Source organism: Mycobacterium angelicum, from assembly GCF_002086155.1.
GTDB classification, from domain to species: Bacteria; Actinomycetota; Actinomycetes; order Mycobacteriales; family Mycobacteriaceae; genus Mycobacterium; species Mycobacterium angelicum.
Genome location: NZ_MVHE01000005.1, coordinates 103452 through 126909 on the forward strand (window position 1 = coordinate 103452; position 23458 = coordinate 126909).

The following is a 23458-nucleotide window of genomic DNA, read 5'->3' on the forward strand; positions in this document are numbered from 1 at the left end:
GATGTCAACGTCTGGCCTGATTCTGGTGGCGGTATTGGCGCCGCTGCTCGCCGCTGCCGTCGCGCTGGCCGCCGGCTGGCGCCGCTGGACTGCGGTATTGACCGTGCTGTCGGCGTTGGCTGTGCTGGGATCCGCTGTCACGCTCGGCATCCTGGGGACGGGGCCACACGTCGTGCTGGGTGGCCTGCTGCGCGTCGATGCGCTCTCGGTGACCATGCTCATCGTCATCGGCGTCGTCGGCACCTTGGCAACCTGGGCGAGCATCGGCTACGTCGATGCCGAACTCGAGCACGGCCACACCGATCGCCGCGACGCGCGCCTGTACGGCACGCTGACGCCCGCATTCCTGGCCGCTATGGCTGTCGCGGTGTCCGCCAACAACATTGGGGTAATCTGGGTGGCCGTCGAGGCCACCACCGTGATCACCGCCTTCCTGGTTGGGCACCGGCGCACCCGTACCGCGCTGGAGGCCACCTGGAAGTACGTGGTGATCTGCTCGGTCGGTATTGCCGTCGCATTCCTCGGCACGGTGTTGCTGTACTTCGCCGCCCGGCACGCCGGAGCAGACGGTGCCAGCGCGCTCAACCTCGATTTCCTGACGGCGCGCGCGGCCCACCTCGACCCGGCGGTCGCCCGGCTGGCCGGCGGACTGTTGCTGATCGGATACGGCGCCAAAGTCGGCCTGGTCCCATTCCACGGCTGGCTCGCCGACGCGCACAGCCAGGCGCCGGCGCCCGTTTCGGCGTTGATGAGTGGGGTGTTGCTGTCCGTTGCCTTCTCGGTGCTGATCCGGTTGCGGCCCATCGTTGATGCGGCCACGGGACCGGGTTTCCTGCGTGCCGGGCTGTTGACGGTTGGTCTGGCCACGGTGCTGGTTGCCGCGTTGTTGCTCACCGTCACAACGGATCTCAAGCGGATGCTGGCCTATTCGTCGATGGAGAACATGGGGCTGATCGCGGTGGCCGCTGCCGCCGGCACCAAGCTGGCGATTGCGGCCCTGCTACTGCATGTGCTTGCCCACGGCGTAGGCAAGACGGTGTTGTTCCTGGCCGGCGGGCAGTTGCAGGCCGCACACGATTCGACGGCCATCGGCGACATCACCGCCGTGCTGTCGCGGTCACGGCTCGTCGGCGTCTCGTTCGCGGTCGGAGTTGTGGCTCTGCTTGGGCTGCCCCCGTTCGCCATGTTCGCCAGCGAGCTGTCGATCGCTCGCTCGCTCGCCAATGCCGGGCTGCCCTGGGTGCTGGGTGCCGCGTTGTTGATGATGGTGGTGGCTTTTGCTGCGCTGGTTAGCAATTCGCGACGAATCCTACTCGGGGCGGCCAGCGCCGACGCGCCGTCGATCGTCGTTCCGGCAACCGTGGCGGGGGCGCTGGTGACGGGTGTGGTGGCGTCACTGGTTCTGGGTGTGACTGCAGGTCCGCTCGCTGGGCTGTTCGCCGCCGCCGCCGGTCAGTTCGGAGCCGGATAATGCAATGTAAAACTCTGAGCCGCAACGTGTCTCACGAGGGACTTGCCCCCGCCGTAGCGGAGTTGCTGGACACCGGCCATCGCCTGGCACTGGTGGCGGCGCACGACGAAGGCGACGCCATGCGGATCGTATACGTGCTGCTGGCGGGGCAGCCGGAGCGGCGCGTTGAGCTGACCGTGACCACCTGTTCGGGCAATCCGTCGGTTCCGTCGTTGGGGCACTTGTCGATTCCCGCTGGACGTTTCGAGCGGGAGATGATGGATCTCTACGGTGTTATGCCAGTGGGGCATCCGCAGCCGCGACGACTGGTACGGCACGGGCACTGGCCCGAAGAATGGCATCCGATGCGCCGCGATGCCGGGCGGGCGCCGCGGTTCGCGACGGCGGGGCGGTTCCCGTTCCTGACCGTCGAGGGGCCCGGAGTGTACGAGATCCCGGTCGGGCCAGTGCATGCCGGCTTGATCGAGCCCGGGCATTTTCGCTTCTCGGTCATCGGTGAATCGGTGCTGAGGCTCAAGGCGAGACTGTGGTTCGTGCACCGGGGCGTCGAGAAGCTGTTCGAGGGGCGCGCCGCCACCGCTGCGACCGAACTCGCCGAGCGGATCAGCGGCGACAGTTCGGCTGCCCACGGGCTGGCGCACAGCCTGGCCATCGAGGATGCACTTGGCATCCGGGTGCCCGAACCGGTGCACCGGCTGCGGGCGCTGCTCGTCGAACTGGAACGCCTCTACAACCACGCCGCCGATCTGGGTGCGCTAGCCAACGATGTCGCCTTCGCTTTGCCCAACGCGCACGCCCAGCGCGTCCGCGAGTGCTTGCTACGAATCAACAGCCGCGTCACCGGGCATCGCCTGCTGCGCGGTGCGATCCGGCCCGGAGGTGTTGTGCTACAACAACTTCCGGAACCGGCCGAACTGCGGGAACTGGCGGCCGACGTCGCCGAGATAACCGACCTGACGCTGCGCAACTCGGTGGTCTACGACCGGTTCGCCGATACCGCGGTACTCCGCCGCGACGACGCCCACGCCCTGGGGTGTCTGGGTTATGTCGCACGCGCCAGCGGCATCAGCACCGACGCCCGCCTCGACCACCCGACGGTCGAGTTGCCGGTCGTCCCAGTGGGCGGCACCCAAGGTGATGTGCTGGCCCGCTACACAATCCGGCGTGACGAATTCGCCGCCTCGGTCGCGCTCGTCTGTGCGCTCATCGAAAGTCGCAACCTCGATCGGCGAGGCCCGGTGGACTTCGAATCGTGGGCGCCGACATCCGGTGAGGCAAGCTCGGGGATCGGCATCGTCGAGGGCTGGCGGGGCACCATCGTGCACCGCGTGGAGGTCGATGCCGCCGGGGCGATCACCCGCTGCAAGATCGTCGACCCGTCCTGGTTCAACTGGCCGGCTCTGCCGGTGGCCATGGCCGACACCATCGTCCCGGACTTCCCGCTGGCCAACAAAAGCTTCAACCTGTCCTATGCGGGCAATGATCTGTGACGGCGAGCAGCGGCAGTCAGCCGACCCGGAAGCCGCCGCGGCGTTGCGGTACGGCACGATAATCGAGTGCCCGAAGCCGCGGCCGATCCCGACCTGCTGATCGACTTCAGAGACGTCTCGCTACGGCGCAATGGGCGCACGCTGGTAGGACCGCTGGATTGGGCCGTCGAACTCGACGAACGCTGGGTGATCATCGGCCCCAACGGCGCCGGCAAGACCTCGTTGCTGCGGATCGCAGCGGCCTCCGAGTACCCGTCCTCCGGGGTGGCCTTCGTGCTCGGCGGACGGCTGGGCCGCGTCGACGTCAGCGAGCTGCGAGCGCGGATCGGACTGAGTTCTTCAGCTTTAGCGCAGCGGGTGCCGTCCGACGAGGTGGTGCGCGACCTGGTCGTTTCGGCCGGCTACTCGGTGCTGGGCCGCTGGCGCGAGCGCTACGAGGACGTCGACTACCGGCGCGCCGCCGACATGCTGGAAAGCCTGGGCGCCGAGCATCTGGGCGACCGCACGTACGGGACGCTGTCCGAGGGCGAACGCAAACGGGTGCTGATCGCCCGGGCCCTGATGACCGACCCGGAGCTGCTGCTGCTCGACGAGCCCGCGGCGGGCCTGGACCTGGGCGGCCGGGAGGAATTGGTGGCGCGGCTGGCCGACCTGGCCGCCGACCCCGATGCGCCGGCACTGGTGCTGGTGACCCATCACGTCGAGGAGGTTCCGCCCGGCTTCAGTCACTGCCTGCTGCTGTCGGAGGCCAAGGTGGTCGCCTCGGGCCTGCTGCCCGACGTGCTGACCGCCGAAAACCTGTCCACCGCGTTCGGCCAGGAGATCGCGCTCGATGTCGTCGACGGGCGGTACTTCGCCCGGCGGGTTCGCACCCGAGCAGCCCACCGGAGGCGGCAATGAACACACCGTTAACCCCACGGCCGGCGGCCACCGTGATGCTGATCCGCGACGGCGCTACCGAGCTTTCGGTGTTTCTGATGCGCCGACACCGGGGCATGGACTTCGCCGGCGGGGTCATGGTGTTTCCCGGCGGGGGAGTCGACGACCGCGACCGCAACACGGAGATCGCGTGGGCCGGGCCGCCGCCGCTGTGGTGGGCGCAGCGGTTCGGCATCGAACCGGACCTGGCCGAAGCGCTGGTCTGCGCCGCGGCCCGCGAGACGTTCGAGGAATCCGGTGTGCTGTTCGCCGGGCCGGCCGATGACCCGAACAGCATCGTCCGCGACGCCGCCGTCTACGGGGACGCCCGCGGCCAGCTGGCCGACCGGTCGCTGTCCTTCGCCGACTTCCTGCGCCGGGAAAACCTGGTGCTGCGGTCCGACCTGCTGCGCCCATGGGCGAACTGGGTCACCCCCGAAGCCGAACTGACCCGGCGCTACGACACCTATTTCTTTGTAGGAGCGCTACCGGAGGGCCAGCGCGCCGACGGCGAGAACAGCGAATCCGACCGTGCCGACTGGGCATTGCCGCGCGACGCACTCGACGACTTCGCCGGCGGGCGCAACATCCTGCTGCCGCCGACCTGGACGCAGCTGGACTCGCTGGCCGGCCACACCGTCGCCGACGTGCTGGCCGTCGAGCGTCAGATCGTTCCGGTGCAGCCCCATCTGACCCAGCGGGGCGACAACTGGCAGATCGAGTTCTTCGACTCCGACCGCTACAACGAAGCCCGGATAGCCGGCGGGGCGACGGGATGGCCCTTTTGACCGGCGGGTCCGGCGAGTTCGTCAGCGTCGTCGTCAGCGACGGCTCACGGGACGCCGGCCTGGCCATGTTGCTGCTGTCGCGACCGCCCACCAACGCGATGACCCGCCAGATGTACCGCGAGATCGTGGCCGCCGCGGCCGAGCTGGGCCGCCGCGACGACGTCGCCGCGGTGATCCTGTACGGCGGCCACGAAATCTTCTCCGCCGGCGACGACCTGCCCGAGCTGCAGACGCTGAACGCCGCGGAGGCCGAAACCGCGGCCCGGGTGCGCCAAGAGGCCGTCGACGCCGTCGCGGCCATCCCCAAGCCCACCGTGGCCGCCATCACCGGATATGCCCTGGGCGCCGGCCTCACGCTGGCGCTGGCCGCCGACTGGCGGGTCAGCGGCGACAACGTCAAATTCGGAGCCACCGAAATCCTGGCCGGCATGGTCCCCGACGGCGGTGCAATGGCCCGGCTGACCCGCGCGGCCGGGCCGAGCAGGGCCAAAGAACTGGTGTTCAGCGGACGTTTCTTCGACGCCGAAGAGGCATTGGCGCTGGGCCTGATCGATGAGATGGTGGCCCCCGACAACGTCTACGACGCCGCCGCGACGTGGGCGCGGCGCTTCCTGGACGGTCCGCCGCATGCGCTGGCGGCTGCCAAGGCGGCGATCAACGCCGTCAGCGGGTCCGTGTTCAGAGCTACCGACGGGGCTGACGGCGGCGGCGGTTAGGCTGCCCTGCATGACGAGGACGCAAATCCCCGCTGACGCGGTGCCCAACCCGCATGCCACCGCGGAGCAGGTCGAAGCCGCCCGGCACGACAGCAAGCTCGCCCAGGTGCTCTACCACGACTGGGAAGCCGAAAGCTACGACGACAAGTGGTCGATCTCCTACGACCAGCGCTGCGTCGACTACGCCAGGGGCCGGTTCGACGCCATCGTGCCCCAGGACGTCATCCGCGAACTGCCGTATGACCGTGCCCTGGAACTGGGCTGCGGCACCGGGTTCTTCCTGCTCAACCTCATCCAGGCCGGCGTCGCGCGGCGCGGGTCGGTCACCGACCTCTCACCCGGCATGGTCAAGGTCGCCACCCGCAACGGGCAGGCGCTGGGCCTGGACATCGACGGCCGCGTCGCCGACGCCGAAGGCATTCCCTACGACGACAACACCTTCGACCTGGTCGTGGGGCACGCCGTGCTGCATCACATTCCCGATGTCGAGCTGTCGCTGCGCGAGGTGATCCGGGTGCTCAAGCCGGGCGGGCGGTTCGTGTTCGCCGGCGAACCGACCACCGTCGGCAACCGGTACGCCCGGGCCCTGGCGGACCTGACCTGGAACACCACCATCCGGGTGGTGAAGCTGCCCGGGCTGGGCGGCTGGCGGCGGCCGCAAGCCGAGATCGACGAGAACTCGCGGGCCGCGGCCCTGGAGTGGATCGTCGACCTGCACACTTTCGAACCGAAAGACCTCGAGCAGATGGCCACCAACGCCGGCGCGGTGCAGGTCGAGACGGCCAGCGAGGAGTTCACCGCGGCAATGTTCGGATGGCCGGTGCGCACCTTCGAGTCGACCGTTCCGCCCGGCAAACTGGGCTGGGGCTGGGCGCGGTTCGCGTTCGGCGGCTGGAAGACGCTGAGCTGGGTGGACGCCAACATCTGGCGACGGGTGGCTCCCAAAGGCTGGTTCTACAACGTGATGGTCACCGGGGTTAAACCGTCCTGAGTGTCGGCCTCACCTTTACCACCGACGACGTCGGCTACCTGCGCTCGCAGGCGGGTGCCGCGGCGCTTCGGGAGGTCGCCGCATTCGCGCTGACCGACGCCACCCGGATCCCCGACACCGCCACCGCGCGCGACCGGTTCGGTGACCGGGCCGCGATCCTGGTGGAGACGACGCTGCTGCGCCGCCGGGCCGCCGACAAATTGGGCGTTCACGCCTGCGATTGGCTGTTCACCGACGAGGCGCTGCAGCAGGCCACCGCGGCCCAGGTGGCCGCACACCGGGCCAGGCGGCTGGCCGGGTTCGTCGTGCACGATGTGACGTGCTCGATCGGCACCGAACTGGCCGCCCTGCGCGCGACGGCCGCGCGGGTGGTCGGCAGCGACATCGATCCGGTGCGGCTGGCGATGGCGCGCCACAACCTGGGCGCCGCCACTGATCTGTGCCGCGCCGACGCGCTGCGCCCGATCACCCGCGACACCGTCGTCGTCGTCGACCCGGCGCGGCGCAGCAATGGGCGCCGGCGCGTGCGTCCGGCCGACTACCAGCCGGGCCTCGGACCGCTGCTGGACACCTACCGAGGTCGGGATTTGGTCGTAAAGTGTTCTCCGGGAATAGATTTCGATGAGTTGAGCCGGCTCGGCTTCGACGGCGAGATCGAAGTGACGTCGTTGCGCGGGTCGGTCCGCGAGGCGTGCCTGTGGTCGGCCGGACTGGCCGGTGCGCGCCGGCGCGCCACCATGCTCGCGCGCGGGGAATTCGATCACGGGGAAGAGGTCACCGACGCCGACCCCGACGACTGCCCGGTGCGGCCCGCCGGACGCTGGATCGTCGATCCCGACGGCGCGGTCGTGCGGGCCGGCCTGGTCCGCCACTACGGCGCCCGGCACGGGCTGTGGCAACTCGACCCCGACATCGCCTATCTGTCCGGTGCCCGGCTGCCGCCGGGGGTGCGCGGGTTCGAGGTGCTCGAACAATTGGCGTTCGACGAGCGCCGGCTGCGGCAAGCCCTGACCCGGCTGGACTGCGGTGCGCTGGAAGTCCTGGTCCGCGGTGTCCGGGTGGACCCTGACGAGCTGCGCCGGCGACTGCGGTTGCGGGGCAGCCGGCCGCTGTCGGTCGTCGTCACCCGCATCGGCTCACGGAGTGCCGGGCGGGCGACGGCCTACGTTTGCTGTCCCTCTCGGTAACGCTTGGGTACGCTGACGGCGATTAGCTTATGAGACACATGCCTTCTTGGTCTGCGAGGACAATTCCGACGATGCGTTACCTGATAGCGGCCGTGGTGGCCCCTGCGGTCCTGCTGGCCTGGCCGGTGGCCGCCGCGCCCCCGTCCTGTGCCAGCCTGGGCGGCAGTGTCGAGGCGGCTCAGATGTGCCACATCCACACCTCGGGCTCGACGTACACGCTGGATCTGGTCTTCCCGGTCGACTACCCCGACCAGCAGGCGCTGACCGACTACATCACGCAGAATCGCGACGGCTTCGTCAACGTTGCGCAGGGCTCCGGGCGCCGCGACCAGCCCTATCAGATGGACGCCAGCACCGAACAGCGCAGCGCGGGTCAGCCGCCGCATAACACCCGCAGCGTGGTGCTCAAGTTCTTCCAGGACCTCGGCGGAGCTCATCCGACGACCTGGTACAAGACCTTCAACTACAACCTCGGCACTAAAGCGCCCATCACCTTCGACAACCTTTTCGCACCCAACACCACCCCGCTGGACACCATATTCCCGATCGTCCAGCGCGAACTGGAACATCAGACCGGGCTGGGAGTGGCGATCTCGCCCGGCGCGGGCCGGGACCCGACCAACTACCAGAACTTCGCCATCACCGACGACCAGCTGATCTTCTACTTCGCCCAGGGCGAGCTGCTGCCGTCCTTTGCCGGAGCCACCCAGGTCCAGGTCCCGCGCAGCGCCATCCCGCCGCTGGCGATCTAGGAATCAGGCCGCGGCGAAGCTGTACACCTGGCCGTCGCTGGTAGTGGCCACCACGCGGCGGTCGGTGCCCACCGACACCCCGACCGGATATCCGGTGGCCGCGGGTAGCGGGTAGCTGTTGAGCGTATGACCATTGGCCGGGTCGAAGACCAGCAGTGACAAACCGGGGCCGCCGTCGTGGGCGGGCCCACTGACCATGGTGTAGCCGACGTCGGATCCGGCCAGGCTGGCCGTCGACAGCGGGGTGACATCGTCGCGCCGCCAAGCCGGATCGGCGTGGTCGCCGGCGTCGCGGAACGCCGCCAGCCGGGTGTCGGGGCCGCCGCCGGACACGATCAGCCCCTGGGGAGTGACCGCGGGCGGCGTCTGCGCCAGAAAGTCGAGCGGAACCGACCATTTCACCTTGCCGTCGGCGGCGTTAAGTGCCCACAGCCGTTGATCGCGGCCATTGGCGTAGACGGTCTTTCCGTCGGCCGAAAGCACCGGGCTGCCGATCACCCCGGCGCCGACGGCATCGCTGGTCCACTCACGGACAAGCAGCGGAGTCTGGCCGGGGTGGTACTTCAAGCCGACCAGCCCGGCGGCCGGCGCTCCCGGCTGCCACACGCCGAGCACCACCGTCTCGCTGACCGGCGAGTAGGCGGGGGCCGCCGCGACCGGACAGCCGGGGCGGGCCGGCGCACAGTCGGCCACGCCCCGGGTGGCGTCCTTGGGATCGACGCCTTCCACCAGATCCAGCGCGGTTCCGACGGTCATCCCGCGGTGGGCGTCGAAGACCAGCACCTGGCCCAAGTGGGTGGTGACGAGCAGTTGGCCGTGCCCCAGGAACCGCGGCGTGGTGGGCATCCCGATGACGGGCTGGCGCCAGCGCGTCCACTGGGTGACCGGGAAAGCGACGATAGCGCCGGGCTGGCCGACATAGAGGTTGTCGAAGTTGTCGAACAGCGGACCCGCGAAACCGCCGCCCTGGACCAGCCGGACACACCAGCGCTGCCGGCCGTTGTCGTTGTTCTCCCACTCCATCAGCGAGCATCCGGCGGGCGTCTGGGCGTTGAGGGCGAGATAGCCGCGCGGGGTCAGCGCCGGGCCGGCCGCCAGGCTTCCCTTGACCGAACGCGTCCATCGCAGCGTGAGCTTGGTGGCGCCGGCCGTCGTGGTGTAGCTGCTGTTGGCGGCATCGCCGTACTGGGCGGGCCAGCCCAGGGCGGGCGAGGCGTCGACCCAGGAGTCGGTGTTGCCGCAACCGCCGAGCCCGATCGTGAGCGCAGCTGCGAAAACGGCCGCCAGCAGACGTCGGGCGAGCAACTCAAGGCTTCGCAGGGTTCGGATCCTTTCAGCGATCCTCAGCGATCGAGTACAGGTGAGGGTAACCCGTGGCCGTTTCGGCCTTCGCCCAGGCTGTCCGCCCGCTCCTCAGCCCGCCGTCCCGGCGCGCATCGTCGCCGGGCTAAGCTTTCGGGCCATGACGAGCATGTGGGGCGCTCCGCTGCACCGGCGGTGGCGTGGATCGCAGCTGCGGGACCCACGCCAGGCCAAGTTCCTCACGCTGGCATCGCTGCAATGGGTACTGCGCAATCGGGCATACACACCGTGGTACCTGGTGCGCTACTACCGCTTGCTCAAGTTCAAACTGCAGAACCCGCACATCATCACCCGGGGCATGGTGTTTCTGGGTAAGGGCGTGGAGATCCACTGCACACCCGAACTGGCGCAGCTCGAGATCGGCCGCTGGGTGCACATCGGGGACAAGAACACCATCCGCGCTCACGAGGGCTCACTGCGGTTCGGCGACAAGGTCGTGCTGGGTCGCGACAACGTCATCAACTGCTATCTCGACATCGAACTCGGTGAGTCGGCTCTGATGGCCGACTGGTGCTACATCTGCGATTTCGATCACCGGATGGATGACATCACGCTGCCGATCAAGGATCAGGGCATCATCAAGAGCCCGGTCCGGATCGGACCCGACACCTGGATCGGAGTGAAGGCGACGGTGCTGCGCGGTACCCACATCGGGCGGGGTTGCGTGCTCGGCTCACACGCGGTGGTGCGCGGCAACATCCCGGACTTCTCGATCGCCGTCGGCGCACCGGCCAAGGTGGTCAAGAACCGGCAGCTGTCCTGGGAGACCTCGGCCGCGCAGCGCGCCGAGCTGGCTGCCGCGCTGGCCGACATCGAACGCAAGAAGGCCGCCCACTAACCCTTGCGCTGGCTGGCGGCGTAGTCCTCGGGGCGGTTCCTTTTCATCCAGGCGCGCAGCGGCCAGGTCAGCGTCCACAGCACCGCGTACACGGTGTAGTAGAGGGCGGCCGAGAGCAGCACGGTGACCAGCCACGCCGGATAGATCAGGATCAAGCAGAACTGCAGAAACTGTTTGACCACAACCGGATAGCCGTCGGCCTCGGCCAACAGGAAGCGCGGGCTCATCGCGGTCCGCATGCGCCGGCCGGCTGACGGCTCGACGCCGCTGGGGCCGGTGACCGGCGGTTCGCTGGTGCTCATTGGCGCATTCCTCGGTATTCAGAGAGGTTCTAGCGGGTTCTAGCGGGTTCTAGCGGGTTCGAGCGGACCGGTTATTCCGGGTGGTCGTCGACCTTGAAGTCGAAGTTGACATCGCCGGCGTCGACACTGGTGACGGTGACGTTGACGCCGTACTTCTTGCTGCCGTCGGTGAGCTGGCACCGCAGTGTCGCGCCCTCAACGCCTTTCAGGTTGTCCGGGCAGGTCACCGCGTCGGGCCGCTGACCTACCTGCTGGGTCAGTTTGTCGCTGATGATGCTGGCGACCTGGTTCTTGTCGACGGTCTCGACCATGTCGAACTTGACGTCGTTGCCGTTGACGCTGGTCACCGTGACGTTGACGTTGTATTTGGCGTCTTTGACCTTCATCTCGCAGTTGAGCTGCGCACCGACCTTGGCCGGCAGGTCACCCGGGCACGTCACCGATTCGGGCTTGTTGCCGGCGGCGTCCGTCATCTTGGCGGTGATCTGGCCGATGACGTCGCTCTTGCTCACCGAGTGCGGCGACGATCCGATCGAACACGAGCAAGCCCCGGCGCTGGCCATCAGGCCGACAGCGGCACCTGAGACCAGCAATGTCCGAACGAACGAGTGAGCCATAGCGCCTCCCGGGGCTTCCGACAACTGTGAATCGGCTGATAATGGCATGCCAACGGCTTGTTGTGAAAGCGATTCGGCGTAAAAGCGCCAAGGGTTGTCTGAAGGGTTGCAGTGTCAGCCGATGTTTCCGTAGCGGCGCAGCGCTTCGGCCCGCTCCGCGCCGTGGTCGACGATCGGCGTGGGATATCCCGATGGCCGCGGCCCCTTGCGGAGGTGGACGTCGGCGGCGTCGCGCAGCTCGGGAACCCAGCGGCGGATGTAATTGCCTGTGGGATCGAACTTTTGGCCCTGCGTGCTGGGGTTGAACACCCGAAAGTACGGCGCGGCGTCGGTGCCGCACCCGGCCGACCACTGCCAGCCGTGCTGATTGTTGGCCATTTCGCCGTCGACGAGCTGATCGAGAAACCAGCGCGCCCCCCACTGCCACGGCAGGTGCAGGTCTTTGACCAGAAACGAGGCGACGATCATCCGCACCCGGTTGTGCATGAAACCGGTCTCGCGGAGCTGACGCATCCCGGCGTCCACCAACGGGAATCCGGTTTCGCCGGCCTTCCAGGCTTCGAACTGGCGTTTGGCCTCGGCGTCGGTGTCGGTTTGGATCGCGTCGAAGTCGCGGTTCCAATTCCACCAGGCGCTGTCCGGCCAGTGATACAGCACCGCGGCATAAAAGTCGCGAAAGGCCAACTCGCGCAAGTAAGCTGAGTCCCCTTTGCGCCGCAGGTTCAGGTCGGCGACCATGGTTCGCGGGTGGATGGTGCCGAACTTGAGATGGGCCGACATCCGGCTGCTGCCCGCGAGGTCGGGGCGGTCGCGGTCGTCGGCGTAGCGCTCGAGTCCGTCGGCGACAAAGCGGGCCCATTGCGAAAGGGCCGCCGCCGCACCGGCAGCCGCATCCAGCCGGACGCCGGGGTCGGGAATAGCGCAGGGTGTGAGCTTCACGTCGGCCGGGTCGACCCAGCGGGCGGACTCGGCACCCGATTGTGCCGGTGCGCGCCAACCGGATTCGCGCCAGCGCCGAAAAAACGGCGTGAACACCCGGTAAGGGGTGTCGTCGTCTTTGGTGACGCGACCGGGGGAGACCAGATAAGGCGATCCCGTCGCCACCAGCGGCACCGAGCCCAGCGCTGTGCGCACCCGTTCGTCGCGGCGTCGCCCGAACGGTGCGAAATCCTCCGTAATGTGTACCGCCGAGGCCTGAATGTGCTTGGCGATCTGGGGAATTCGGCTATCCGGCCGGCCGCGGAGCACCAGGAGCCGGCCACTGAGTTCGTCGTTCAGGTGCCGCAGCGAGTCGCCCAGGAATTGCAGGCGGCGCCGTCCCGACGACGCTTCCAGACGCGGATCGAGCACAAAGCAGGCCAGCACCTCCTCCCCGGCTGCGGCGGCGGCGGCCAGCGCCGGATGATCTGCCAACCGCAAATCACGCCGAAACCACAACAGTGCGGGCATGTTTGGGCGCTAGCGGTTGAGACGCCAGATGTGGGTGGCCATTACTGTGGCAAAGGCGCACCACAAGGGATACGGCAACAGCGCACGCCCCGCCCGCGGGTCGGCCTGCGCGGCGCGCCTGGCCAAATCGGCGCTGCTCACGGTCAGTGCCACGGCGGCCAGCGCGGATGCACCCAGTTTGTGGAAGCCGAAGAACAGCCAGCTCCAGCCGGCGTTCAGCACCAGATTTGCGCCCAGCGCCGCCGCATAGCTGCGTGCCTTTGCGGGTTGTCCGTCGCTGCGAAACCGGTCGATGGTGACCGCGGAGGTGGCCGCGATGTCGGTGTACAGGCTGGTCCAAACCACCGGGAAGACGACGCTGGGCGGCTGATACGAAGGCTTGCGAATCCGGTTGAACCAGGACGCGTCGCGGCGCGGGCTGGCGATGCTTCCGGTGCCCGCTGCCGCGGCCACGGCCAGCGCGGTGCCGGCTACCGTCTTGCTATCCATCGGATTCTCCGCTCGCTGAGTGTTCTTGTGGCGCAGTACCGTTCGGGTCAGTAGGCCACCAGATGCGGTCACCGATCAGGGCGAACAACGCTGGGATGACCAGGGTGCGCACGACGAAAGTGTCGATCAGGATCCCCAGGCCGACGATGACGCCGAGTTGGGTCATCACGATAAGCGGTAATACTCCCAATACCCAGAACACGGCCGCCAAAACGATTCCCGCACTGGTGATGACGCCGCCGGTGGCCGAGACCGCGCGGACCATGCCGTCGCGGGCGCCCCGCCGGGCGCTCTCCTCGCGAGCACGGGTGACCAGGAAGATCGTGTAGTCCACCCCGAGAGCTGCCAGAAACAAGAACGCGAACAGCGGAGTGCTGTTGTCCAGTGCCGGGAATCCGAAGACGTGCATGCTGGCCCATCCGCCCAGACCCAGCGCGGCCAGGGCCCCCAGGATCGTTGCGGCCAGCAGGATCGGCGGTGCCAGCGCGGATCGCAGCAGCACATAGAGCACAACCAGGATGACGGCCAGAATCGCCGGGATCAGCAAGTGCCGGTCGTGCGCCGCGACGTCGCGCACGTCGAGCCCCTGTGCGTCCGGGCCGCCCACCAGCGCTTCGGCGGTTACGCTCTTGGTCGAAAGACGCAGTGCCGCAATGGTATTGAAAGCGCGCTCTGACGAGGGCGGGGCGTCGATCACCACCGACCACCTGGTCAGTGCGGCCTTGGACTGACCGGCATCGGTGACGGAGACGACGCCGGGGGTGGCGTCGATGGCCTGCCCTACTTGGTCCCCCGCGGCGGTAGGGGCCACGACCAGTGTCGGGTTGGTCAGGCCGGCCGGGAAATGTGCGGCAACCACATCGAACCCGGAGACCGAGTCGGCCTTGACCCGGAATTGTTCGGTCTGGGACAAGCCGATGCGCGTGCTCAGCAGGCCGGCGGCCAGTACCAGCAGAATCGTGACGGTGACGGCCGCGACCGCGACCGGCCGGCGGGCCACCCGGGTCGCAATGCCGTGCCAGAAGCCCGAATCCGGGGCTGCCCCGTCGTCGGGGCGCGGAATGAAGGGCCAGAACAATCGTCGCCCACACAGCGCCAGCAGCGGTGGCAGCATGACCAGCACCGACAGGGCGGCGACGATCAGCCCGCACGCGGCCAGCACGCCCAGGCTGCGGGTGCTCGGTGTGGCAGCGAACACCAAGGTGAGCAGGGCCAGCACCACGGTGGCATTGCTGGCTGCGATCGCCGGTGCGGCCATCCGCACCGCGCGGCGCAACGCTTCACGGTGTTCGCTGTGGCGCCGAAGTTCTTGCCGGTAGCGCGAAATCAGCAGCAGTGCATAGTTGGTTCCCGCGCCGAACACCAGCACGCTGGTGATACCGGAAGTCGCGCCGTCGAAGCTCAGACCGGTCAGCGACGCCACCAAGGTGCCGACCGACGTCGCAACCCGATCGGCCAACGCAATCACCAACAACGGAATCAGCCACAGCACGGGTGAGCGGTAGGTGGCGATCAGCAGCAGCGCCACCACCGACGCCGTCACGGCCAGCAAGGTGACATTGGCGTCGCTGAACGCGTTGGCGATATCGGCGCCGAATGCCGGTCCACCGGTGACGTGTGCGTGCAGGCCGGGCGGCAGACCGGTGTTCGCGGCGCCGCGCAGCGCGATGACGGCGTCGCTCAGCGCCAGTCCGGACAGTTCGGCGTTCAGCGCTACCGGCGCGATCGCGGCCTTGCCGTCGGCGGAGACGACAATCGGCGGACCGGGTGCCGGTGCTTGCGCCTGCATCCGGGCGCGGGCTTGTTCGGTAGCGCTTAGATCCGCACTGTCCAGCGCGCCATTGTCAGCGCGACTGACCACCAGCAGCACCGGAGCCTGTGCACCGCCGGGAAACTGAGCGGCCAGCGCCTCGACCCTGGCCGAGTCGGAGTCGGCAGGTAGCGACACCGGCGCCTGGCTTGCCGCCGAATTGGCGCCCACCAGCATCATGAAAGCGCCGGCCAGTAAGAATGCGCCCAACGTGAGAAGCCATGAGCGCCGGCCCGTCACCCCGGCGGCGAGTCCCGCCCACACCACCCGCCAAGCATTTCAGTTCCTGAAACATTAATCAACTGAAATGATGCGCCAATCCGGGTTATGCTTCCGTTGCGGCACCTGGGGATTCGGATGACGGATCCAGGAGACCCCCGCCGGACAGACTGGCCGCAGCCGGCATTCCGAAGATCGCCGCGCCCTCCGTGAACATTGAATTGAGCTGCGCCAGAGTGTTCGAGCGGATGGTTCTAGGCATTGCCTTTGAGCGCGGCAACCAACCCGTCGGGGTCGGCGACGGTAACGGTGAGCGCCGAGTGGTCCTTGAAGCCGATCACCCGGTGAATCGACGGCACGAAGTGAATGCATACCCCGGCATGGGCGTTGGTGCCGAAGGTGAGCCCGTCGTCGACGAAGGACAGCCGGGGGCCCACGGCTGTCCACCACCGATACGGCCCGGTGATATGTGCATCGGCCACGCTGGACAAGGGCGCTTCGACGCGCAATGGTCCATAGCGGGCAATGAACCGCCCGTCGTCGGTCAACCGCACGCCCTGCTCGCCCGGCCACCGAAACGGCAACCACAACGGAGCCAGGCGGGCGTCATACCGGTAGGGGAAATGCCTGCCTGAGGCGTCTTGAACTGCCATCGCGCGGCTCCCATCCGTTGTCCTGCTGCCCGTAGCAGGTTACCTGCGTGCGGACCGAAGCCGCGCCGCGCGGTCTATTTAAGCAGGTTAAACATTCAAATTATTATCTAACGAGCGCCGGCGCGCGAGGCTGGGAACGCGTTAGGCACTTCAGAAAGGAGACGACGCTGGGCCCGGGTTCCTCGGTACCGCGCCGGGATCCGACCACCGATCCCGCGCCATCGACAACCCGGCCCATGAGCGACACAATCGAATCAAGCAGGTGTGGGGTGCGGCGCGGACTTGATCGACAGCGTTTGCTGTCGGGGGTGGGGCCGGTGCTACCCGGGTGAGCTCTGCCGCCGTCGCGCCCGCGCCCCGTTCGTTGAACGCTTGGCGCCGTCGCTTAGCAGTTGGTCTTCGAACGTTCCCATCGCCTCGATCATCGCCAGGAACACCCGGTGAGCGGCGACGAGGTCCTTATCGGATAGATCGGCCAGGGCCGCGCTGAGATGGCCGCCCAACGGCCTGAAGAACCTGTGCGCCAGCGTCATACCGCTATTTTCGTAACGCAGCAGCCACTTGCGGCGATCGTCCGGGTCAGGCTCGCGACGGATGTGGCCCGCTTCGATCATCCGGTCCACGAGGTAGGTGATCGCCGCTGGTGAGACGTCCATCCGCTGTCGCAGCTGAGCCAAAGTCAACGGTTCGCCCGCGGTCTCACCCACCATGATGTGCAGCAGGGCGTGAAAGTCGTTGCTGCTTACCTCGTTGAGACGCGCGTAGTGCCGGCCAACGCGATCCGACTGTGCGGTGATTGCGCGTATATCGGCCGACAGCTGCCGTTCCAGCTCCGCCCGGCTGGGCGCTGGATTGTTAGCGCGGCGCTTGGTCACCTTTGGCGCATCCTTCATCAGAAGCACCAGCCTATCGGCGCATCGATGACGGTCCTAATGCCACCGGCCCGGTGTTGGAGGCAAGGCCGGCCAAACGTCGCCACGCCAGCAGGATCCACGAGACGGCGGCGGCAAAAGCAAGCGTTTGTGCGGTACAGATTCGGTTGGCCGGAAGGCACAGCCGGTGAGCTGATGGAAGCTGTAGAGATGGCTGCGCGCCCGCTCGATGGTTTCCAGCGCCTCGGAGATTTTTCCGGTTGCTTGCACTGGGCCTTCGCCGACGCCGTCGGGGCGGCGACGAGCGAGATATTTGAGCAAATTCGGTGCGACAGCTCGGCTCGGGAGCGGCCCAGCGGAGCAACGTTGCTACACAGTGGGTTTCATTCGCTCGTCTGCGGGAACACGCCGCACGTGAACGTTTCCAACCTCGTCACCCTGCCGTTTCAATGGGGAGCCGCGATCCGGGGAAAGCGGTTCTTCCACCCGCTGGGCGTGCTGGCGCAAGGATCGATCGAGCGCGTTGCCCCTTATTACCAGGGATTACCCGTCCCCACCTCCGACGTCGTCGCCCGTCTTTCGAAAGCCGTCGGCACACCTGGCCCCATACCCGACGCGATGGGCCTAGCCCTCCGGGTGCCGGGTCTCGACCACGCGACCAAGCCGTGGGACATGTTGCTGGTTTCGGCGGCCTCGGGTGCGATCGGTCGCGTCCTGGCGCTTCGGCCGGTGGGTTCGTGGACGTCGCAGACCATGACCACGCTCATGCCGCTGCAGTACCACGGCAAACGCTGGTGGCTGCGGGCGCGCATCACCACACCCGTCGACGGCCCCGGCTTGTCGCTGGCTGCGGTTCGCGACCGCATCGAGGACGGCGGGATCGAAATGGAAATCGACCAAGCCTGCGGCACCGGGCATTTCGAGCCGCTTGCTCATGTCAAGTTGACGAAGGTCGCCTCGCCCGGGCTCGATGACGACGTGTCTTTCGACCCGGTCCTCAACACCCCGCCGGGCGTCAGCCTGTATCCGGATTGGCTGGCCGGCTTACGCAAGCGCGCCTACGCACAGAGCCGGGACGGCAGGGACCAGCGCTAGGGACGCAGTGGGCCCGACCGATTGCCGGCCGGGCCCACTGCGTTCAATAGCTATTGACGCGCCTTCTGGCGTGATTCCGCGGCCTTTGCGGCTCCGCGGGCCGACTCGGCCTCGGCCTCACGCTTAGCGGCGTTGCGTTGCGCGTCGGCCTTGTCCTGCTGAGCCTTCGCCTCCTGCGCCAACCGCTCGTTGCCGAACACTAAACCGACGACCTGCTTGATCGCACCCTTGACGCCCTCGACGATGCCGCTGACGGCTTCCAGGGGTCCACTCTTCTGTGCCATGTCTGCCTTCCGTTGCTTATTGGCAATACGGCGGAATTGTCCGCCCAGCTATCTCAATTCCCAATGCGCGTCCACCGGAAACCTCAGCAGCCCAGCGCATGTGCCCAAAAGCTGCCCGGCAACCGGATGGAACAGCACAGATGCCGTGTCCAGTGACTGTCGTCTCAGTCGCGCCCGGCTGCCCGAATAAAAATCTGCTAATGGGGTACAGCCGTGGCTGTGGATGTGAAGGTGGCGGCTCGGCGACTAGGGCGGGCCGAGCGGAAAGTGGTGCGGTTGCAAAGGCGTATCTGGCTTGTTCAGCTCGTGCTGTGGCCGGCCGGAATCGCAGCGGCGACGACGGTATTCGTTGGGGCGTGGTTCTTTTGGCGACGTAAGCAGTCGCCAGACGTGCCGGTTCAGCGGGCCGAACCGCCGACCATGTCGGAGACGAACTGACGGCGTTCCCCGAGCGCCTGCTCGATGACCTGCAAAGCTTCAGGGACCGATTCGACGACGCGCATACCGTGGCCGCTCGCGACACGCAGCAGCGGACGCATGGCGATACCCGCGACGACGGTGCAGTGCAGCCCAAGCGCTCGATGTTCGCGGTCGAGGGTGAGTAACTCCCAAAACCCCTCAACACCAAGGAAATCCAGACGGCTGAGATCAAGGATCAGCGGGGCCCTGGAAAGCCGGCGAATCTCCGTCCCGATCCGGGCGGCGTTCGTCGCATCGATTTCTCCGTCACACCGCAGGACGGTGGCCAAACTGCGCGCGTAGACAAAGACCCGAGCGCCGGCGCAGTCGATTCCGCCGCGGCGACGAGGGCGGTGCTGCTGGTGTTCCGGTGTACCTAAGACATGCATTTCGATCGTGCCCATCAGGCGAGGGGGTTATCAGCTGCGGACTCAACCTTGGTGTGAATCCTAGTCCCAGCCGGAAGCGGCAAGCCGGGCGAACGAAACGGCCTTCCGCTAGCCCGCGGCTGGGACACCAAGGGGGATAAGGGATTGCGGCTCGGCCACGGTAGGTAACGAGCTGCGAACTCTTCGTTTTATGGCCGATTCAATCTCCGGCAGCGCGCGTGAGCGGCTCAAGTTGGGGCGGCTTACCCTGCCGCGTCAGCTCGAAGACGAACCGGCGGCGCGCTTGGATGACGTCGTCGATCAGCTGCAGGGCCTCAGGAACCGAATCGGCAACTGTGAGGCCGTGATCGGTCACAATCCGCAGCAGCTGGCGCATCGCCGGACCGGGGACCACGCTGCAGTACATCCGGGCTCGCTGGTGCTCGTCGTTGACCGTCAGCAAGGCGCGAAATCCGTCAATAGCAATGAATTTCAGGTGGCTGAAGTCAAGGATCAGCGGCGTCTTCAACCGCGCGAAACGGCGGATTTCCCGGGCGATGTGCTCGGCGTTGGACGCGTCGATTTCACCATCGACGCGCACCACCGTGGCGATGCTGCGCGCATATACGTGCACTCGCGCTGGAGCGCAGTCGGCGGCGTAGCGGCAAGGCGATTCTGCCGACGAGTCAGTACTGGGTGAGAAAGTCATGTTTGTGGCCCATCAAAATTTGGTGTGGGCACGAGAGTGACAGCTGTCGTACAACCGCTCCCGCGACTATCAGCTGTGAACTCAACCTAGGAAGGAGCGTAGTCCCCGACGGTGGCGGCGAGAAAGACGCGATGGCCGTCCTGCGGCGCGTTTGTGCGCGACTGAAATAGTAAGGCGCACAGATTGTTTCGACCCCTGCGACTGGCCGCCCCGGCCGCCGACGCTTCGTTTTCCGGCTCTGCCTCGCCAATACCCTTCGTTCAATGACCTTCGAGGTGCGCGCGCGGATTAACGGACGCCGCGGCGGTTTTTCGCGATCCCCGCGGCGATTGTTTGAGGGTGCCGGGAAGGGGTAATACCGCTCAAATATGGACGGCACGGGTGCGCCCTGTAATGGCTGGGTGCGAAATCGCCATTAAACGCCCATTAAACGCAAGGGACGGTGCGATCACGTGGGAACTGTAAGCCACGCACGCCGTCTTCTACTGGGCCCGGTAATCGCAATTGCGGCTACCGTCGCATTGGCAACTTTCTGCGCACCGGGACGCGCGCACGCCACCCCCGGCGTCACGGTGTTTCCAGGTATGGAGATTCACCAGGGCAGCACGGTATGCGTCATCGGCTTCGTCGAACCGCGGGCGCGGATCGCGTTGACCACCGGCAGGTGTGACGGGGGAGAGGTCGCAACCGACAGCCACCAGAACGTGGTGGGCAGCGTGATGCTCGCCCGACGGAATATCGCCAGCGAAACGGCCCCGGATGGTTCTATTCCGGGCATTAACTATGAAGTCATCAAGCTGGCGCCCGGCGTGACTCCCACTCAGATGCTGCCCGCTGGACGTCAATTGCAGTCGACGCCGGGATTGCGCGCTTTGCCGGCCCTCCCGGTGTGTCATTTCGGATTGTCGGCCGGCCAAACTTGTGGTCGGGTCGACTCGATCAGTAATGGCAGATTTGTCATTAGCGATATGCCCGCCGACAAATTCGGCGGGCCCGTGTACACGCTGACCGATGACCACCACGCCGTGATCGTCGGCCTGCTCGACGGCGGTTCGGGCGCGTTTCCCGAGGCGGAATCCTGGCAGGACGTCATGAAGCAGCTTTACCTCGATATCCGCCCACCCACTTCGCAGCAGTCGCCCTCCGAGGTACGCACCATCGGCTGGATCTCGAGCGAAGGAGGTGACAGGTGCGCAAACGAATCGTCATCACTGGTGCCAGTGGCAACCTCGGCACGGCGCTGCTGAACAGGCTCGCCGAAGCGGGCGGCCGTTGTGAAATCGTCGGCATAGCAAGGCGGAAACCTCCCCGCGAAGGCGTGTACAAATCCGTCGAGTGGCATCAACTCGACGTGGCCGCCACCGGCGCAGAACTCGAGCTGTGCAACGTCTTTCGCGGTGCCGCCTGTGTGGTTCACCTGGCGTGGGAGTTTCAGCCGACCCGTAACACCCGATATCTGGATGCCGTCGGCATCGGTGGAAGCGCGGCGGTGTTGCGCGCGGCCCACTTCGCCGAAGTACCTCACCTGGTGCACATGTCTTCCGTCGGGGCCTACGCGCCCGGACGGTACGGACAGAAAGTCGACGAGTCCTGGTCGACGGCGGGCGTGCCTACCTCCGCCTACAGCACGGCCAAATCCGCGGTCGAGCAGATGCTTGACGGCTATGAACTCGATGAGCCCTATGGGGTGGGTATTACCCGGCTGCGTCCGGGTTTCATCCTGCAGCACCATGCCGCGGCCGGTCTGCGTCGCTACACCGTGCCGGCCTACGTCGATCCCACGTGGTTGCGATGGCTGCCCGTCCTGCCACTGGACCGCTCACTGAAGGTGTCGATGGTGCACGCCGAAGATGTGGCCGACGCTTGCCTGAGGGCGATCGAGCGTCGCGCGCTGGGCCCGTACAACCTCGCCGCTGAGCCCCCGGTGCACCGCGACGACATCGCTGAGGCCCTGTCCGCCAAGCCCGTTCACCTACCGTCGGGTGTGTTGGGGTCGCTGGTGCAGGCATCCTGGCGGACCAGAGTGCAGCCGATTGACCGCGGCTGGCTGGATCTGGCTTTCTCGGCGCCGTTGTTGGCTACCGATCGCGCACACGCCGAGCTTGACTGGTCGCCGCGGTGGTCGGCGCCGGAGGCTTTGACGGACTTCCTCAACGGGTTCGTGCGGCAAGCGGGGACCCGCAGCCCGGTACTTCGTCCCCGGTCATTCGTCGGCGCGATCGCGCGTGACGTATCGAAAGGACCGCTTACGGTGCGGCGGGTGCCCTGAGCTCGGTGCGGCCAAGCATGTGCCGCAACGCCGACTCGAGGTCGGGATGGCGAAACCGGTGCCCGAAGCGGTTCAACCGGTCCGGACTCACCCGTTGGCTGGCGCACGCGAGTTCACGCGCGCCCTGGGCGCCGAGCAGCAGCCGGGGACCCAGCGGGGGCACCGGTAACACCGCGGGCCGGCGCAGCACCTGAGCCAGTGTGCGGGTGTAGTCGGCATTGCGAACCGGTTGCGGCGCAACGGCGTTCACCGGACGCGATAGCGAGCTGTCCCACAGCGCGCGGTGATAGATGTCGACCAGATCGTCGATGCCGATCCACGACAGCCACTGACGGCCGTTGCCCAGCCGGCCGCCGAGCCCCGCGCTGAACAGCGGACGCATCAGCCGTAGCGTGCCGCCGAGTGGGGATTGCACGATGCCCGTGCGCACGCGCACCACCCGGGCCCCGGTCTGCTCGGCCGGGATGGTCGCGTCCTCCCAATCGGCGACGACGTCAGCCAGAAAGCCGTCGCCGCGGTCGCTGTCCTCGGTCAGAACTTCGTCGCCGCGGTCGTATCCGTAGTACCCGACCGCCGAAGCCGAGATGAAAATCTGGGTGGGTGCGACGAGCTCGGCCAGCCGCCGTGTCGGACCAATCCGGCTGGCGCGGACGGCATTTCGATGCTTGTCGGTGAACCGGCCGGCGATCGAGGCGCCGGCCAAGTGAATCACGGCATCGACGCCGGCGAGTAGATCCGGGTCTGGATCATCGGTGTTCCAGCGTCTTTCGTCTGCGCTGCGCGGGTTGCCCCGGACCAGCCGGACGACGCGGTGACCGCCGGTGCTCAGGAACGCCGTCAACGCCGAACCGACCAGTCCCGACGAGCCCGTCACCGCGACCGTCGTCGGGGCCAGGCCATGTTCGGCGGCCATCCGGTGGGCGGCAAGATCCTCGGCCAACTGACGGTGCCGGTAGGCGAACATGGCGCGCAGCGCAAACCCCGGTACCGGCGTATCGACCCGATCGATGACCCGGGTGCGGTTGTCGGCGGCGTCCTCGAACTCATGGGTATGACGCCACCGCCCGACAATGCGCGGCGGCAGTGAGGACAGACCGTCGCTGCCGATGGTGTCGACGAAACGCCTTGGCGGATCGTAAGAATCGGCCTGATGGTGGGCGACCCAGCGCACGCCGCCCGGAAACGCCAGCGTCGACCGGCCGTCCTTGAGCGATGCCGCCTCGGTGACCAACCGCATCGGCTGCCAGGGCGGCGACAGCCGGCGAAACGCCCCGGGCCGAGCGTGCCAGGCGAACACCTCATCGCGTGGCGCATCGACCACGCTTACATACTCCAGCCCCATCAACCCGA

The 23458-nt window shown here is 67.1% G+C and carries 23 protein-coding genes and 1 pseudogene; 12 read left to right on the plus strand and 12 right to left on the minus strand.

Translation table 11 applies throughout. The annotated features are described in order from the left end of the window. Position 1: 1 nt before the first annotated feature. The 8 genes and pseudogenes from BST12_RS05580 to BST12_RS05615 all read left to right on the plus strand — a co-directional run bounded on the left by BST12_RS05580 (position 2) and on the right by BST12_RS05615 (position 8313). A complete protein-coding gene (locus tag BST12_RS05580; RefSeq protein WP_083112020.1) occupies positions 2-1471 on the plus strand; it encodes a proton-conducting transporter transmembrane domain-containing protein in 1470 nt (489 codons plus the stop codon). Further along, positions 1468-2961 carry a hydrogenase large subunit gene (locus BST12_RS05585; protein ID WP_372510949.1) on the plus strand — a complete coding sequence of 498 codons (1494 nt, stop codon included), beginning with the start codon at positions 1468-1470 and terminating at the stop codon, positions 2959-2961. The genes BST12_RS05580 and BST12_RS05585 overlap by 4 nt, the downstream gene beginning before the upstream one ends. Before the next feature lie 66 nt (positions 2962-3027). Next, on the plus strand, positions 3028-3861 hold the full coding sequence (locus BST12_RS05590) for an ABC transporter ATP-binding protein (RefSeq protein ID WP_083112022.1): 834 nt from the start codon (positions 3028-3030) through the stop codon (positions 3859-3861). Continuing rightward, positions 3858-4667, plus strand: coding sequence for an NUDIX hydrolase (locus BST12_RS05595; RefSeq protein WP_083112023.1), 810 nt, complete (start codon positions 3858-3860; stop codon positions 4665-4667). The genes BST12_RS05590 and BST12_RS05595 overlap by 4 nt, the downstream gene beginning before the upstream one ends. Next, positions 4655-5332: pseudogene (locus BST12_RS05600) on the plus strand (enoyl-CoA hydratase); the annotation flags it as partial. The gene BST12_RS05595 and the pseudogene BST12_RS05600, both read left to right, overlap by 13 nt. Positions 5333-5393: 61 nt before the next feature. Further along, on the plus strand, positions 5394-6374 hold the full coding sequence (locus BST12_RS05605) for a class I SAM-dependent methyltransferase (protein WP_083112025.1): 981 nt from the start codon (positions 5394-5396) through the stop codon (positions 6372-6374). Next, entirely contained in the window at positions 6371-7561 is a 1191-nt protein-coding gene (locus BST12_RS05610) for a THUMP-like domain-containing protein (protein ID WP_211281218.1), read from the plus strand. The genes BST12_RS05605 and BST12_RS05610 overlap by 4 nt, the downstream gene beginning before the upstream one ends. A 71-nt stretch (positions 7562-7632) precedes the next feature. Continuing rightward, on the plus strand, positions 7633-8313 hold the full coding sequence (locus BST12_RS05615; protein ID WP_083112027.1) for an esterase: 681 nt from the start codon (positions 7633-7635) through the stop codon (positions 8311-8313). 3 nt (positions 8314-8316) lie between these two features. Here the strand turns inward: BST12_RS05615 and BST12_RS05620 are convergent, their stop codons facing one another. Then, entirely contained in the window at positions 8317-9618 is a 1302-nt protein-coding gene (locus BST12_RS05620; RefSeq protein ID WP_245850085.1) for an outer membrane protein assembly factor BamB family protein, read from the minus strand. 157 nt (positions 9619-9775) lie between these two features. Here BST12_RS05620 and BST12_RS05625 point away from each other — a divergent pair, with 157 nt between their 5' ends. Then, on the plus strand, positions 9776-10513 hold the full coding sequence (locus tag BST12_RS05625) for an acyltransferase (protein WP_083112029.1): 738 nt from the start codon (positions 9776-9778) through the stop codon (positions 10511-10513). On the opposite strand, the gene BST12_RS05630 is transcribed toward BST12_RS05625, so the two are convergent. The 7 genes from BST12_RS05630 to BST12_RS05660 all read right to left on the minus strand — a co-directional run bounded on the left by BST12_RS05630 (position 10510) and on the right by BST12_RS05660 (position 16945). After that, entirely contained in the window at positions 10510-10815 is a 306-nt protein-coding gene (locus BST12_RS05630; RefSeq protein WP_083112030.1) for a hypothetical protein, read from the minus strand. The genes BST12_RS05625 and BST12_RS05630 overlap by 4 nt on opposite strands. Positions 10816-10886: 71 nt before the next feature. After that, on the minus strand, positions 10887-11432 hold the full coding sequence (locus BST12_RS05635; protein ID WP_083112031.1) for an anti-apoptotic protein: 546 nt from the start codon (positions 11430-11432) through the stop codon (positions 10887-10889). 114 nt (positions 11433-11546) lie between these two features. Further along, positions 11547-12881, minus strand: a complete 1335-nt coding sequence (locus BST12_RS05640) for a cryptochrome/photolyase family protein (protein ID WP_083112032.1) — start codon at positions 12879-12881, stop codon at positions 11547-11549. 9 nt (positions 12882-12890) lie between these two features. Then, positions 12891-13370 carry a TspO/MBR family protein gene (locus BST12_RS05645; protein ID WP_083112033.1) on the minus strand — a complete coding sequence of 160 codons (480 nt, stop codon included), beginning with the start codon at positions 13368-13370 and terminating at the stop codon, positions 12891-12893. Then, a complete protein-coding gene (locus BST12_RS05650; protein ID WP_083112034.1) occupies positions 13363-15447 on the minus strand; it encodes an MMPL family transporter in 2085 nt (694 codons plus the stop codon). Before BST12_RS05650 ends, BST12_RS05645 begins: the two co-directional genes overlap by 8 nt. A gap of 206 nt (positions 15448-15653) precedes the next feature. Then, positions 15654-16052, minus strand: coding sequence for a hypothetical protein (locus tag BST12_RS05655; protein WP_083112035.1), 399 nt, complete (start codon positions 16050-16052; stop codon positions 15654-15656). Between the two features lie 320 nt (positions 16053-16372). After that, the gene (locus BST12_RS05660) at positions 16373-16945 is read right to left on the minus strand and encodes a MarR family winged helix-turn-helix transcriptional regulator (RefSeq protein WP_276029341.1); all 573 of its coding nucleotides are present in this window, start codon (positions 16943-16945) and stop codon (positions 16373-16375) included. 393 nt (positions 16946-17338) lie between these two features. Between BST12_RS05660 and BST12_RS05670 the strand changes: the two genes are divergently transcribed. Next, positions 17339-18019 carry a phosphodiesterase gene (locus tag BST12_RS05670; protein ID WP_083112037.1) on the plus strand — a complete coding sequence of 227 codons (681 nt, stop codon included), beginning with the start codon at positions 17339-17341 and terminating at the stop codon, positions 18017-18019. A 50-nt stretch (positions 18020-18069) separates the two neighbouring features. Here the strand turns inward: BST12_RS05670 and mbp1 are convergent, their stop codons facing one another. The 3 genes from mbp1 to BST12_RS05685 form a co-directional block, all read right to left on the minus strand. Further along, positions 18070-18303: a microaggregate-binding protein 1 gene (mbp1, locus tag BST12_RS05675; RefSeq protein WP_083112038.1), complete on the minus strand. Its 234-nt coding sequence runs from the start codon at positions 18301-18303 to the stop codon at positions 18070-18072. A 398-nt stretch (positions 18304-18701) separates the two neighbouring features. Further along, complete coding sequence (locus BST12_RS05680; RefSeq protein WP_245850087.1) at positions 18702-19166, minus strand: STAS domain-containing protein; 465 nt, start codon at positions 19164-19166, stop codon at positions 18702-18704. A gap of 184 nt (positions 19167-19350) precedes the next feature. Continuing rightward, positions 19351-19734 (minus strand): STAS domain-containing protein, encoded by a 384-nt coding sequence (locus tag BST12_RS05685; protein WP_245850089.1) that lies wholly within the window; start codon positions 19732-19734, stop codon positions 19351-19353. A gap of 557 nt (positions 19735-20291) precedes the next feature. On the opposite strand from BST12_RS05685, the gene BST12_RS05690 reads away from it, so the two are divergent. Together BST12_RS05690 and BST12_RS05695 are read left to right on the plus strand one after the other, a co-directional pair. Then, entirely contained in the window at positions 20292-21086 is a 795-nt protein-coding gene (locus BST12_RS05690; RefSeq protein WP_443677790.1) for an Rv1815 family serine proteinase, read from the plus strand. Further along, positions 21029-22108: an NAD-dependent epimerase/dehydratase family protein gene (locus tag BST12_RS05695; RefSeq protein WP_083112040.1), complete on the plus strand. Its 1080-nt coding sequence runs from the start codon at positions 21029-21031 to the stop codon at positions 22106-22108. The genes BST12_RS05690 and BST12_RS05695 overlap by 58 nt, the downstream gene beginning before the upstream one ends. On the opposite strand, the gene BST12_RS05700 is transcribed toward BST12_RS05695, so the two are convergent. Next, a complete protein-coding gene (locus tag BST12_RS05700; RefSeq protein WP_083112041.1) occupies positions 22086-23450 on the minus strand; it encodes a TIGR01777 family oxidoreductase in 1365 nt (454 codons plus the stop codon). The two genes, BST12_RS05695 and BST12_RS05700, sit on opposite strands and share 23 nt — an antisense overlap. Positions 23451-23458: the final 8 nt, after the last annotated feature.